11 protein-coding genes and 1 pseudogene are annotated in these 12,742 nt (G+C 61.1%); 3 read left to right on the plus strand and 9 right to left on the minus strand.

Translation table 11 applies throughout. From position 1 onward, the window contains the following. Positions 1–51: 51 nt before the first annotated feature. The 3 genes from chvE to QN397_RS02620 form a co-directional block, all read right to left on the minus strand. Entirely contained in the window at positions 52–1,122 is a 1,071-nt protein-coding gene (gene chvE / locus QN397_RS02610; RefSeq protein WP_323499981.1) for a multiple monosaccharide ABC transporter substrate-binding protein, read from the minus strand. A 13-nt stretch (positions 1,123–1,135) separates the two neighbouring features. Continuing rightward, entirely contained in the window at positions 1,136–2,101 is a 966-nt protein-coding gene (locus tag QN397_RS02615; RefSeq protein WP_323499982.1) for an ABC transporter substrate-binding protein, read from the minus strand. 109 nt (positions 2,102–2,210) lie between these two features. Further along, the gene (locus QN397_RS02620; protein WP_323499983.1) at positions 2,211–3,671 is read right to left on the minus strand and encodes an aldehyde dehydrogenase family protein; all 1,461 of its coding nucleotides are present in this window, start codon (positions 3,669–3,671) and stop codon (positions 2,211–2,213) included. Positions 3,672–3,786: 115 nt separating this feature from the next. On the opposite strand from QN397_RS02620, the gene QN397_RS02625 reads away from it, so the two are divergent. Together QN397_RS02625 and QN397_RS02630 are read left to right on the plus strand one after the other, a co-directional pair. Then, the gene (locus QN397_RS02625; protein ID WP_323499984.1) at positions 3,787–4,746 is read left to right on the plus strand and encodes a LysR family transcriptional regulator; all 960 of its coding nucleotides are present in this window, start codon (positions 3,787–3,789) and stop codon (positions 4,744–4,746) included. Positions 4,747–4,809: 63 nt separating this feature from the next. Beyond that, entirely contained in the window at positions 4,810–5,745 is a 936-nt protein-coding gene (locus QN397_RS02630) for an SMP-30/gluconolactonase/LRE family protein (protein ID WP_323499985.1), read from the plus strand. A gap of 7 nt (positions 5,746–5,752) precedes the next feature. Here the strand turns inward: QN397_RS02630 and QN397_RS02635 are convergent, their stop codons facing one another. The 5 genes and pseudogenes from QN397_RS02635 to QN397_RS02650 form a co-directional block, all read right to left on the minus strand. Continuing rightward, complete coding sequence (locus QN397_RS02635; protein WP_323499986.1) at positions 5,753–6,505, minus strand: Crp/Fnr family transcriptional regulator; 753 nt, start codon at positions 6,503–6,505, stop codon at positions 5,753–5,755. Positions 6,506–6,704: 199 nt separating this feature from the next. Continuing rightward, complete coding sequence (locus QN397_RS02640) at positions 6,705–7,970, minus strand: ATP-binding protein (RefSeq protein ID WP_323499987.1); 1,266 nt, start codon at positions 7,968–7,970, stop codon at positions 6,705–6,707. Positions 7,971–7,976: 6 nt separating this feature from the next. Beyond that, the gene (locus tag QN397_RS02645; protein ID WP_323499988.1) at positions 7,977–8,291 is read right to left on the minus strand and encodes a hypothetical protein; all 315 of its coding nucleotides are present in this window, start codon (positions 8,289–8,291) and stop codon (positions 7,977–7,979) included. Positions 8,292–8,371: 80 nt separating this feature from the next. Next, positions 8,372–9,079 (minus strand): annotated as a pseudogene (locus QN397_RS26730) (CHASE2 domain-containing protein); the annotation flags it as partial. A gap of 429 nt (positions 9,080–9,508) precedes the next feature. Then, positions 9,509–9,697, minus strand: a complete 189-nt coding sequence (locus QN397_RS02650; protein ID WP_323499989.1) for a hypothetical protein — start codon at positions 9,695–9,697, stop codon at positions 9,509–9,511. 253 nt (positions 9,698–9,950) lie between these two features. Between QN397_RS02650 and QN397_RS02655 the strand changes: the two genes are divergently transcribed. Further along, positions 9,951–10,682: a response regulator transcription factor gene (locus QN397_RS02655; protein ID WP_323499990.1), complete on the plus strand. Its 732-nt coding sequence runs from the start codon at positions 9,951–9,953 to the stop codon at positions 10,680–10,682. Between the two features lie 78 nt (positions 10,683–10,760). Here QN397_RS02655 and glmS read toward each other — a convergent pair whose 3' ends face one another. After that, the gene (glmS, locus tag QN397_RS02660) at positions 10,761–12,650 is read right to left on the minus strand and encodes a glutamine--fructose-6-phosphate transaminase (isomerizing) (RefSeq protein ID WP_323499991.1); all 1,890 of its coding nucleotides are present in this window, start codon (positions 12,648–12,650) and stop codon (positions 10,761–10,763) included. Between the last annotated feature and the right edge of the window lie 92 nt (positions 12,651–12,742).

Genomic DNA, 12,742 nt, shown 5'->3' on the forward strand with positions numbered 1-12,742 from the left:
ATGGAGTTGGTCAAACCTGTTGCGCTCCAGGTCGCGTCCTTGCTCGCACGCTCACTTGACCTGGCTCTCAGTGTAGTAGCCGCTGTCGATCAACACCGGTTTCCAGTTCGACAGATCGACGCTCACCGGCTTCAGCAAATACGAAGGCACGACCTTCACGCCGTTGTTGTAGGTCTTGGTGTCGTTCACTTCCGGCGTCTTGCCCGAGAGCATGGCGTCGGCCATGGCGACAGTGACCTTGGCAAGTTCGCGCGTGTCCTTGAACACGGTCGATGTCTGCTCCTTGCGAATCATCGACTTGACCGACGGCACCTCTGCGTCTTGCCCCGTGACGATCGGCATCGGCTGCTTGGGTGAACCGTAGCCGACGCCCTTCAGCGACGACAGGATGCCGATCGACAAACCGTCGTATGGCGACAGCACCGCATCGACACGGTCCTTTGTGTAGTAGGCCGACAGCAGGTTGTCCATGCGCGCTTGCGCCACCGCGCCGTCCCAACGCAGCGTGCCGACCTTGTCCATGCCCATCTGCTTGCTCCGCACGACCAGCTTGCCGCTGTCCATGTAGGGCTTCAGCACCGACATCGCGCCGTTGTAGAAAAAGAAGGCGTTGTTGTCGTCGGGCGAACCGCCGAACAACTCGACATTGAAGGGCCCTTTGCCGTCCTTCAGGTCGAGCGACTTCTCGATCGATTGCGCCTGCAGCACGCCGACCTGGAAGTTGTCGAAGGTGGCGTAGTAGTCGACGTTCTTAGAACCCTTGATCAGCCGGTCGTACGCGATGATCTTCACGCCCTTGTCAGCCGCCTTTTGCAGCACGTCGGACAGCGTGGTGCCGTCGATGGCCGCGATCACCAGCACCTTCGCGCCCTTGGTCACCATGTTCTCGATCTGCGCGAGCTGGTTGGGGATGTCGTCGTCGGCGTATTGCAGATCGGTCTTGTAGCCCTTCTCCTTGAAGTACTTGACCATGTTGGCGCCATCGGCGATCCAGCGTGCCGACGACTTGGTCGGCATCGAGATGGCGATGGGACCTTTGTCCTGCGCATAGGCCAGCGGCGCGATGCCGATCGTGGCGACAACGGCCGAAGCGAGCAGTGTTTTAAGGAAGATGCGTTTCATGTTGTGCTGGCTTTCAGTACTTGCGTTTCGGGAATTCGGCGGCCGCAACTTCCATCGGGAAGATGCTCTCGACCGTCACGATGCGCTTGGGCAGCGTCTTGCCGGCCTTGATGTCTTTCACCGCGCTCATGAGCTGCGGGCCCAGCAGCGGACTGCACTCGACCGACACATTCAGCTTGCCGGCCATCATGGCTTCGAAGGCGCCCTTCACTGCGTCAATCGAGATGATCACGATGTCCTTGGCCGGCTTCATGCCGGCTTCTTCGATCGCCTGGATCGCGCCGATCGCCATGTCGTCGTTGTGCGCGTACAGCACGTTGATCTTCTTGCCGTCGGCCTTGAGGAATGCCTCCATGACTTCCTTGCCCTTGGCGCGCGTGAAATCGCCGGTCTGCGAGCGAATGATCTTGAACTTGGGATCGGCCTTGATGATTTCCTCGAAGCCCTTCTTGCGGTCGATGGCCGGGGCCGAACCCACAGTGCCCTGCAGCTCGACGATGTTCACGTCGCCCTTCTCGTCCTTCATTTTTTCGGTCAGCCAGCGTCCGGCCTTGCGTCCTTCTTCGACGAAGTCGGAGCCCATGAAGGTGACGTACAGCGAGTCGTCCTTCGAGTTGACCGAGCGGTCGGTCAGCACCACCGGAATCTTGGCAGCCTTGGCTTCCATCAGCACAGTGTCCCAACCGGTTTCGACCACTGGAGAAAAGGCAATGACGTCGACCTTCTGTGCGATGTACGAGCGAATGGCCTTGATCTGGTTCTCTTGCTTTTGCTGGGCGTCGGAGAACTTCAGGTCGATGCCCGCTTCCTTGGCCGATGACTTGATCGACTCCGTGTTGGCGGTACGCCACTCGCTCTCGGCGCCTACCTGAGCGAAGCCGAGCACGAGTTTCTTCTGTGCCAGCGCGGTGACCGGCAGCATGCCGATGAGCGATGCGGCACCGAGTGCGGTGGTGAGAGTGCGACGATTGATTGCCATGGTTTGTCTCCTGTGATTTTGGTGAAAAAACGCTCTGCGAAAACTCTTGTGAACGCGGCTCTTGCCGGTTTTCGTGGTCGGTTGCGGGCTGCTTTGTAGTCTTTCTTACTCACGCCATCATGTAGCCCGTCTTGATCGACGTGTAGAACTCGGCAGCGTAGCGGCCCTGCTCGCGCGGTCCATAGCTGGAACCCTTACGTCCGCCGAAAGGAACATGAAAGTCGATCCCCGCCGTGGGCAGGTTGACCATCGTCATTCCGACCTCGGCATGACGCCTGAAATGCATCGCGTACTTGAGGGACGTCGTGCAGATGCCGGCGCATAACCCGAAGGGCGTGTCGTTGGCAAGGTGCAGCGCATGCTCGTAGTCGTCGGCCTGCAGCACGCAGGCAATGGGGCCGAAGATTTCTTCGCGAGCCACGCGGTATTGTGGTTTGGCGAGGAACAACGCCGGGCTCATGAAGTGGCCTGTCGTCGCGCGCTGCAGCGCCTCACCGCCATAAACATGTTCGGCGCCTTCGTCGCGCGCGATGGTCATCCATTCGAGGTTTTGAGCGAGCTGTTCGCTATTGACCACCGGGCCGATGTCGACACCGCGCTCCAACGCATGGCCGATGTGCAAGGCGGCCAGCCGATGACGCAGCCGCACCACGAAGGCGTCGTGCACAGCTGCCTCGACGATCAATCGGCTCGACGCAGTGCAACGTTGCCCAGCCGAGAAGTACGCGCCCTGCACGGCACAGTCGACCGCGCGATCGAGATCGGCGTCGGCCAGCACCACCAGCGGGTTCTTGCCGCCCATTTCCAGCTGCACCTTGGCGCGTCGTGCCGAAGCCGCCTGCAACACGCGCTCACCGGTGGCCACCGAGCCGGTGAAGCTCAGCGCATCGACCAGCGGGCTTTCGACGATCGTCTGCCCGACCTCCCGCCCGCTGCCCATCACCAGATTGAAGGTGCCGGCCGGCAATGTGGCCCGCGCGATGATTTCAGCCAGTGCCCAGCCGCAGGCCGGCACCAGTTCGGAAGGCTTGAAGACCACCGTGTTGCCGTAAGCCAGCGCCGGAGCGATCTTCCATGCGGGGATCGCCAAAGGAAAGTTCCAGGGCGCGATCAGGCCGACGACACCCACCGGTTCGCGCGTAACGTCGACCAGCACATCGGGCCGCACCGAGTCCATCGATTCGCCGCCGACACGCAATGCCTCGCCGGCGAAGAACTTGAAGATGTGGCCGGCGCGTGCGGCCTCCGCAATGGCTTCGGGCAGCGTCTTGCCCTCTTCGCGCGCCAGCAAAAGGCCGAGCTGGTCTTTGCGCGCCAGGATCTCGCTGCCGATCTGGTCGAGCACGTCGGCACGGCGCTGCGGCGTGGTGCGGCGCCAGTGCGGAAACGCATCGGCAGCGGCACGGATGGCCGCCTCGGTCTGGCTGCGGTCGGCTCGGGCGTATTCGGCGACCACCTCGCTGGTGTCGGACGGGTTCTCGCTCGACCCGGTGGTCACGCCGGTCTGCCAACGGCCGTTGATGTACTGCCGTGCGGTATGAGTGACGTGCGAAAGATCTGTGCGCTTCAAGGTGGGGCGAGTATGGGAATCTCACCAATATCTTTCCAATCAAAAATTGGGTGCAATCGATACCGGAAACCGCATTCAGGTAAACCCTTATCAACGCAAACAAGAACAACGAAACATGACCAATTACACGCACTGGTTCATCCGTGCGCGACTCAAGACGCGGCAGCTTCTCTTGCTTGTCGCTCTGGCCGAGGAAGGCAACATCCATCGCGCAGCGCAGGTGCTCAACATGACGCAGCCGGCAGCGTCCAAGTTGCTGAAAGATCTGGAGGAAGTGCTGGAGGTTTCGCTGTTCGATCGGCTGCCACGCGGCATGCGGCCGACCTGGTACGGGGAAACCATGATCCGCCATGCGCGCGTTGCGCTTGCGAGCCTGAATCAGGCGCACGACGAGGTGATGGCGCTCAAAGCGGGGCGCTTCGGGCAAGTGAACGTCGGTGCGATTACCGCGCCCGGCCTGGTGCTGTTGCCTCCCGCTGTAGGAATGGTCAAGCGCGACCAGCCCAATCTGCGCATCGCGCTCGAGATCGAAACCAGCCCGGTGCTGCTCGACCGGCTGGAGCACGGCAAGCTCGACATCCTGGTCGCACGTCTTTTTGCGGAGCACGACAAATCGAAGCTGCGCTACGAGGCGCTTACAGAAGAGCCTGTGTGCGCCATCGTGCGCTCCGGCCATCCGCTGCTCGGCATGGCCGGACTCACGCTGCGCGACGTGGTGTCCGCCGGGTGGATCGTGCCGCCCGCAGGCAGCGTGCTGCGCCACCGCTTCGAACTGATGTACCAGGAAGAAGGCTTGCCCCCGCCGATCAACGTGATCGAGAGCGCAGCGCTGCTGTTCATCACGCGCATGCTGCAGCAGAGCGACATGATCGCGGTGCTGGCAACCGACGTGGCGCGCTATTACGCATCGCACGGCATCGTCGCCGTGCTGCCACTGGCAATGCCTTGCCACATGGACGCCTTCGGCATCATCACCCGCACCGACCGGCTGCTGTCGCCGGCTGCGAAGATCATGATGAACGCGCTGAAGGCAGCGAGCCTGACGGTCTACGGAAAACGGCTCGATCCGGAGTGACTTGCTTGGATATGAATTTCCCTTGTTAGGATTTGCCGCGTCGAGCAAACGGAGACAACGACTATGAGCAATGCACTTTTATCCCGTGTGGCGCCGACGCTGCTCGGCGAGCCCGAATGCATCTGGCCCGCCGCGGCGACGCTGGGTGAGGGAGCGGTGTGGTCGCCGCGTGAACAGGCGCTGTATTGGGTCGACATCCTCGGCTTTCGGCTGCACCGCTGGCGACCCGCCGACGCGGCGCAAAGCACCTGGACGTTCGCGGAAGAGATCTCCGCACTGGCCGAGCGATCCGATGCGCCGGGTCTCATGATCACGCTGCGCCGGGGCTTTGCGCTGTTCGATCCGGCGCTACCGGATACCGCCCCGACATACCTGCATCAGCCCGAGCCGGAGTTAGCCGGCAATCGATTCAACGACGGCAAATGCGACGCACGCGGTCGCTTCTGGGCCGGCACGATGGACGCGGCCTGCGAGGCACCGACCGGTTCGTTGTACCGCTATCAGCTCCACGAAAAAGACCCCGGCGGAGACTGCTCACGTCACGACCAGGGCTTTGCCGTCACCAACGGCCCGACCTGGTCCGCCGATGGCACGACTATGTATTTCAACGACACCGTCACCGGGCGCATCTACGCCTACGACTTCGATATGGCCACGGGCAGCGTGTCGAACAAGCGCCAATGGCTGCGCTTCGCCAAAGGCGACGGCCTGCCCGACGGGATGACCACCGATGCAGCGGGCCGACTCTGGATCGCGCACTGGGGCGGCGCTTGCGTCAGCTGCCACGAGCCCATGAGCGGCGCCGAGCTGTGCCGCGTCACGTTGCCGACGCGACACATCACCGACTGCGCCTTCGGCGGGGCTGACATGCGCACCTTGTTCATCACGAGCGCCGCTACCGGGCTCACGCTGGCGCAGCAGAAAGCCGAGCCGCTGGCCGGGGGGTTGTTCGCTGTCGAGGTCGACGCCGAAGGCCTGCCCGCCAATCTGTTCGGTTGATCGAGCGTTATTTTTTGACAGCCGAGTCGGCACCGAAAGACCCGTCTTTCAGGAGCGGCAGCAGCCTGTCGTACTCGGCCTTGACGACTGCGTAGCACTCGCACGTGCGAAGCTCGAGCCCGGGGCGGTCGAGCACCGTGATGCGGCCGCGCGAATAGCGGATGAGCCCGTCTTTCTGCAGCCTCAGCGCGCTCTCGCTGACGCCTTCGCGGCGAACGCCCAGCATGTTCGCGATAAGTTCCTGCGTCATGGACAACTCGTTGCCAGTGAGCCGGTCGAGACTAAGCAACAGCCAGCGACAAAGTTGCTGGTCCAGTGAATGATGGCGATTGCAAACTGCCGTTTGAGACATCTGAACGATCAACGCCATCGTGTAGCGCAGCAGCAAATGCAGCACCGGCCCGGCCCTGTCGAATTCCTCCCGCATTGCGTGGGCATTGAGCTTGAATCCAAACCCGGCGCTTTGAACCACAGCGCGGTTGGGGGTAGAACCACCGCCCATGAACAACGACACGCCGACCACACCCTCATTGCCCACCACAGCGATCTCGGCCGAAGCACCATTCTCCAGAACATAGAGCAGAGACACGATCGCCGTCGTTGGAAAGTAGACGTGTGTCATTATTCCATTCGACTCGTACAGGACATGGCCGAGCGGGAGCTCGACAAACTCCATTTCAGGCAGCCACCGCTGTCGTTCTTGAGCGGGAAGCGCCGCAAGCAATAGATTTTGATCAAGCTCTGGCAAGGCAACTCTCATTAAGAAATCTCGATACCTTTTAACAATAGATCATAATTTTCCCAGGTATTGATCGGTGTGTCGCGGCGCTCTGTGCGGTCCCGCACTCACGCGATATTCAGTGGCTTTACGTTCAGCAGCGTACAAACACTCGAGGCTCTTGTTTTGAGTAACGCCGAATCGCAATGCAGTCCGCACTGCTGCAAGATGCCGGAATTCGTCAAGCGTGGACTAGCGGCAAACCGATCGCGAAGGTCGTGCCAACCCCGTCCATGCTCCACCCCGAGATCCAGCCGTCGTGTGCGGCCACCACCTGCCTGACCATGACGAATCCGAACCCGTGATTGGGGTCGCGTGGCGGGGCACTGTCCACTGCCTGCCCACCGTGGTTTGCAGCGAAAGACGAAGGCTCCGGCGCCACGTTTCGGACATCGGCGTGCCCGATTTCAGACTCCCGGTCCAATAGTGCGTCGAGCGCAGCAGGTTCAATGCCCGTGCCTTCATCCTGAATGGTGAAGACCGCCTCCACCGATCCCTCGGCGCCGCAACAGACACGAACAATGGCACCGGGGGGACTGTGCCGAATCGCATTTTCCAGCAGGTTGACGAAGGCCCGCATCAATATTCCGCCGTCCGCACGTATCAGATCGTGGTGGTCCAGTGCCGGTCTTAGCAGCACGCTCACATTGCGAGCCGTCGCGGACGAGGCGAGTTTCTCGATGCTTTGGGCCAACAAGGAAGAAAGGCTAGCCACGGAAAATCGGTAGTCGCATGCTTCAGACGTGCTGCTGCTGATGAAATTTTGCGCCAGCGTCATCGTTCGCTCGGCCTCGTGCCGGACGCCCGACACCAGGTCTGCCACGCCCACGCGCGACGGCGTCATCTCGAACAGTTCCAGCAGGCTCAGGAGATTGATCTGCGGACTGCGCAGGTCGTGCCAAAGAAAGTTGAGCCAGTCAGCGCGCTCGCGTTCAGCCTGCCGCTGTTGCGTGAGTTCGCGAAGCACGACGATCCAGGCGCCCGGCGCCTGATTCAGCGGGTCGCCCAGGCGCGCCGCATCGATTTGAAAGATCTTGCCTTGCGGCGTGCTGTATTCGCCACCGAGCGCCTGCGACCAATGCGCATCCGTGTCGGGTTGTCGGATATTCGCCTTGACCGTCAGACGTTTGACGAGCAACGGAAGACTTTCGTTGACCAGTAGGCCGACCAGAGACTCTGGAAGCAGCGCCATGGCCGCTGCATTCAGCTGGGAAATAGTCCCGTCTAATCTGCAGATGAGAATGGAGATGGGGAGTCGTTCCAGGCCCTGTTGAGTGAACGTTTGTAGTCGTACGAGCCGGAAGATCGCTTGATCGAGCGCACCGATATAGCGATCGATCGTGCCGCTCCTTCCTAACTTGGGCGTCGCGTCGGAGTCGAAGGTTCCCGCCGGAACCTGGCTCAACGAGACGATGTGCGCCTTGAGAAAGCCGAGCACCTTGTTCATGTGTTGCTAGGTCCACAGCACATAGGCGGCCGCGATCCCGATTCCGAAGAACGACGGCGGTATCCAAACGCGCGCGAAGCGTAACGCTCCCATGCTTATTGCGACGCCGAAAACGATGCCCACGATGCCCACCAACGGCGCGACCTTCGACATTCTTTCGAACCAGAAAAAAGAAATCCAGATGAACAGTGCGAGACACGCGTAAATCGCGAACGGCGCAGCCACGGCCACCTGTGTACCCTGCTGAAGCGAGTCGATGAAGCTGGCGTGCACCTCGGTAGACGACACCAAGACAACCCCCATCTCACCCGCGACGTACATCGGAAGACCAATCCCCGAGTTAGGCGACGGCCCCACGAGCACGGTGCGTCCCTTGAACTGGTCGGGGCGAAAGTTGCTTTGAGCACTTGAGAGTAGGAAGTGGATGAATGCGCTATTCCGCCCCTGAAGTGAGCCCCAATGCGCAGCTGTGTGGTGTTCGCAACCGCCTGGCGCACTTCCGGCGACGGATCGACCAGCGCACCCACGTAAGGCAGCAGGGAGTCTGGCTTCCCTGAAAAAAGACGAATGAAGCGCACCGACTCGCTCATACCCCTCGACGCAAGGTTGGCGTGTCCGATGCCCTGAGCCATGGGCGCAAATCTTCGCGTTCGAAACCTTAGGCTGGCGTTCTGGTCCAAAAGGGCCGCCGATTGCCCGTCGCGAACCTGCAAAAAGACGGGTGCAAGCCTCAGCGCATTTGCGAGAGCGACGTCATCGTCACCAGCTTGCACCGGAACGCCGAGCCGGAAGTTGAGCACAACCGCCTTGGGTGCCTGCTCAGCAAGTTGCTGCAGAAATCTTGTGTGGATCGATTCCCGCCAAGGCCAAGGCCCCAGTTTTTTGAGGCTTTCATCATCGATTGAGATGATCTCGACGGCAGATTCGGCCGGGGGCGGAAAGGCGGCCATCCCCAAGTCGTACACCATCTCATCCGCCGCAAGCGGTGAGACCGGATCGACATTCGAAACGATCAGGAGAGGCGACAGCACTGCTAGCAAAAACTGCGGCATCACATTGCGCCGTGCGATGCGTAGCAATGCAGCCCAAGACCTATTTGGGAACATCATCGCCAGTCGATAAGCCGATGTGAGTCATCGAAAGCCCACACCCCTTTTCGCACAGAAGTCTGCCGCTAAATACCTTTTTTCGGCCACCGACAACTTTCAGCGCACTTTCAAGATTTTGCTGTCCAAAGGGCGGCTGTTCCCGTCTTGCAAACCCTGGATGGTTGCGTCCAGCAGATAGGCCCGCGAGACCACGCGACCCACATTGTGAAAGGGTGAAATGGTCAGGCCGAATGCTTGGAGTAACTGCCAGTCGCCGATGGTTGGAAGCCATTCCGGGGATGTTGTCCAGCGCTCTTACGAACAGCTGCATCTGGATGGAGTCGTCCTTCATCAACGCTGTACGCATGTTCGCCTTTCGTCGCTTTACGATTGTTGACGAACCGCCTGACTAAATCTCACTGAATCTCTGCGCGGCGAAAAGCGATCCGGCTACCACTCACCCATTTCGCGCACCCGCTGATCGGGAGCCAGCGCAGCAAAGCGCTCTTGCGCCCGCTTTTCGACCTTGGCCGGCGCGCCGGTGAGCGCAGAAATACAGCGCGCGAGCATCTGAGCCGTACGCGACGGCTGGCGCGTGGCGGGGCGTGCGTAGCGGACTCGATGGGTGCGGCTGTTCATAGGAAGCTCCGGAAGTGGCTTCCCATGATCGGCGCAGCGGATTGCAACCGCCATCGCCTGCGCGTGACCTTGTTGGCACTTTGCGGATAGGGCTCGGTGGACGCAACGACGCGGACGGAAAACCGTGCGCAACTGCACAAACCTACTAAAGCACTGTTAGGTCACTTTGACTCTGGTCTGTGCGCTAGCGCATGGACGTTTTCAATCGACGCTGGTGGCGTGAAATTATTACTTCGTTGGTGGCGGGGTCAACATGCGAATAGCGATTCTGGAAGACGAGCCGGTCCAAATGGAGTCGCTGGTCGCGATTTTGGAAAACTCGGCGCTGTCTCCGCACGCCGAGACGATCTGTTCCCGCTTCTACAACGGCGACGATCTTCGTCGCGCACTGGGCCGCGAGAAGTTCGACCTTCTTATCCTCGATTCGACGACCGAAGGAATGACCAGCCTGAACATCGTTCGCTGGCTACGCATCTTTCAGCAGTCGATGTCACCCGTGATCATGCTGAGCGCGCGCGGGTCGGAGCGCGAAGTGGCCGAAGCACTGACAGTGGGTGCCAACGACTACGTCATCAAGCCGTTCAGGCCAATCGAGATGCTGGCACGGGTGAACCGGTTTCGGCCGCCGACGACCAACGCGCGGAGCGCAGCAGAAACCTTTGGCGAGTGGACGTTTTTGCACGACAGCGCAGTCGTGGTCTTTGCAGGGCCCCCCGAACAAATCGTCGAACTGAAAGAGCACCATTTCAGCCTGGCGCTCGCCTTGTTTCGAAATCTCGGGCACATCGTGACGCGATTCGAGTTGCTCGAAGCGAGCAACCAGAACTTGAGAACGATGAACATCCGCATTCTGGACAACCAGATCTTCATCATGCGCCGTCGACTCGCACTCGAGGCCCATGGACTGCATTTGCAGACGATCTACGGAGCCGGATATCGCCTCGCGCCAATGCCCGTCCCTGCCGCGGTCTCGGTCTCGGCTTGACTCGACACCGGCAGCAGATCGTTCTCAGCGCTCGATCCCGCCTCCCACCGTCATCCGTCATCCGTCATCCGTCATCCGTCACTCTACCGTCACGCTTTTGGCCAGGTTGCGCGGCTTGTCGACATCGGTCCCGCGCGCGCAGGCGGTGTGATACGCCAGAAGCTGAAGCGGCACGACGTGCAGCAAAGGCGACAGCGCACCGTAGTGCTCCGGCATGCGGATCACGTGCAGGCCCTCGCTGTTCTCGATGCGCGTGTCGGCATCGGCCAGCACATAGAGGACACCGCCGCGCGCGCGCACTTCCTGCAGGTTGCTCTTGAGCTTTTCGAGCAGCGCGTCGTTAGGTGCGACCGTCACGACCGGCATCTCGCTCGTCACCAGCGCGAGCGGGCCGTGCTTGAGTTCGCCTGCGGCATAGGCCTCGGCGTGGATGTAGGTCACCTCTTTCAGCTTTAGCGCGCCCTCGAGCGCGATCGGGTAATGCGGCCCGCGGCCTAGAAACAAGGCGTTTTCCTTGCGTGCGAAGTCTTCGGACCACGCGATGATTTGCGGTTCGAGCGCCAGCACCGACTGAAGTGCCACGGGCAGATGCCGCATCTCTTTCAGGTAGCGCGCTTCGTCGTCGGACGTGAGGCGACCCTTGGCCTTTGCCAGTGCGAGCGTCAACAAGAACAGGCCAGCCAGTTGGGTCGTAAACGCCTTGGTCGACGCCACGCCGATCTCGATGCCAGCCCGCGTGATGTACGCCAGCTTGCACTCGCGCACCATGGCGCTGGTCCCGACGTTGCAGATCGTCAATGTCTGCGCCATGCCCAGAGCGCGCGCGTGCTTGAGTGCGGCCAGCGTGTCGGCGGTTTCGCCGGACTGCGTGATGGTGACGACCAGCGTTTTGGGGTCGGGCACCGAGTCGCGATAGCGGTACTCGCTGGCGATCTCGACCTGGGTCGGGATTTTGGCGATGCCTTCGAGCCAGTACTTGGCAGTGCAGCCGCTGTAGTAGCTGGTTCCGCATGCCAGTATCAACACCTTGTCGATGTCCTTGAAAACGCGGTGCGCGCTGGCACCGGTTTTGCCGTCGTGGCCGATGCCGTCGAACAGCTCCGGCACGATGCCTTCGACACCTTCGAGCGTGTCGGCGATGGCGCGCGGCTGCTCGAATATTTCTTTTTGCATGTAGTGCCGATACGGGCCGAGTTCGACCGCACCGCTGTGCGCAAGCACCGTGCGCACCGGCCGCTTGCTCGCACCGACGCTCTTGTGCGCCCGATCGACTATCCAGTACCTACCCGGCTGCAGATCGACCACGTCGCCTTCTTCGAGATAGACGATTTGATCGGTCACGCCGGCCAGCGCCATCGCATCGCTCGCCAGGAAGTTCTCGGTTCCGTCTTTGCCGACGCCGAGGATGAGCGGCGAGCCAGCACGCGCGCCGACAACACGGTGCGGCTCGTCGCGGCAGATCACCGCGATGGCATAGGCGCCCTGCAATTGCAACACCGCGGACTTGACCGCATCGAACAGATCGCCGTCGTAGAGGCTGTCGATCAGATGCGCGATCACCTCGGTGTCGGTCTGGCTCGAAAAGACATAGCCGCGGGCCTGCAACGCGGTGCGCAATGCATCGTGGTTTTCGATGATGCCGTTGTGCACGAGCGCCACGCGCGCCGGCTTGGGGCTGTCGATGCCTTCGCCCGCACCATGGCTGAAATGCGGATGGGCGTTGTGCACGACCGGCGCGCCATGCGTGGCCCAGCGCGTGTGCGCGATCCCGGTTCGGCCCTCGACATGGTCGTCATGCACCTGCACCAGCAGGTCGGCCACGCGCGATGTCGTACGCGTCCGCGTCAGGCCGTTGGCGTGCACCGCGACGCCGCAGGAGTCGTAGCCCCGGTACTCCAACCGCTGCAGTCCCTGGACCAGGATGGGAACAATGTTTCGATGGGAAGCCGCGCCGACGATGCCGCACATGGGAAGGCCTTGAAAAGTGGATTCAGAAGCAGAATCGTAGTCGCTTGCTAGAAATCGATGTTTCCATAATTTCTATTTAAATGAAATAAAAG

The sequence above is a fragment of the Variovorax sp. RTB1 genome (assembly GCF_035018765.1).
Lineage (GTDB): Bacteria > Pseudomonadota > Gammaproteobacteria > Burkholderiales > Burkholderiaceae_C > Variovorax.

What these genes read in the sequence shown, in the direction of transcription:
- glmS (WP_323499991.1), bottom strand. Translation starts at nt 12,650, where the DNA reads ATGTGCGGCATCGTCGGCGCGGCTTCCCATCGAAACATTGTTCCCATC.
- QN397_RS02630 (WP_323499985.1), top strand. Translation starts at nt 4,810, where the DNA reads ATGAGCAATGCACTTTTATCCCGTGTGGCGCCGACGCTGCTCGGCGAG.
- QN397_RS02640 (WP_323499987.1), bottom strand. Translation starts at nt 7,970, where the DNA reads ATGAACAAGGTGCTCGGCTTTCTCAAGGCGCACATCGTCTCGTTGAGC.
- QN397_RS02615 (WP_323499982.1), bottom strand. Translation starts at nt 2,101, where the DNA reads ATGGCAATCAATCGTCGCACTCTCACCACCGCACTCGGTGCCGCATCG.
- QN397_RS02655 (WP_323499990.1), top strand. Translation starts at nt 9,951, where the DNA reads ATGCGAATAGCGATTCTGGAAGACGAGCCGGTCCAAATGGAGTCGCTG.
- chvE (WP_323499981.1), bottom strand. Translation starts at nt 1,122, where the DNA reads ATGAAACGCATCTTCCTTAAAACACTGCTCGCTTCGGCCGTTGTCGCC.
- QN397_RS02625 (WP_323499984.1), top strand. Translation starts at nt 3,787, where the DNA reads ATGACCAATTACACGCACTGGTTCATCCGTGCGCGACTCAAGACGCGG.
- QN397_RS02650 (WP_323499989.1), bottom strand. Translation starts at nt 9,697, where the DNA reads ATGAACAGCCGCACCCATCGAGTCCGCTACGCACGCCCCGCCACGCGC.
- QN397_RS02645 (WP_323499988.1), bottom strand. Translation starts at nt 8,291, where the DNA reads ATGTACGTCGCGGGTGAGATGGGGGTTGTCTTGGTGTCGTCTACCGAG.
- QN397_RS02635 (WP_323499986.1), bottom strand. Translation starts at nt 6,505, where the DNA reads ATGAGAGTTGCCTTGCCAGAGCTTGATCAAAATCTATTGCTTGCGGCG.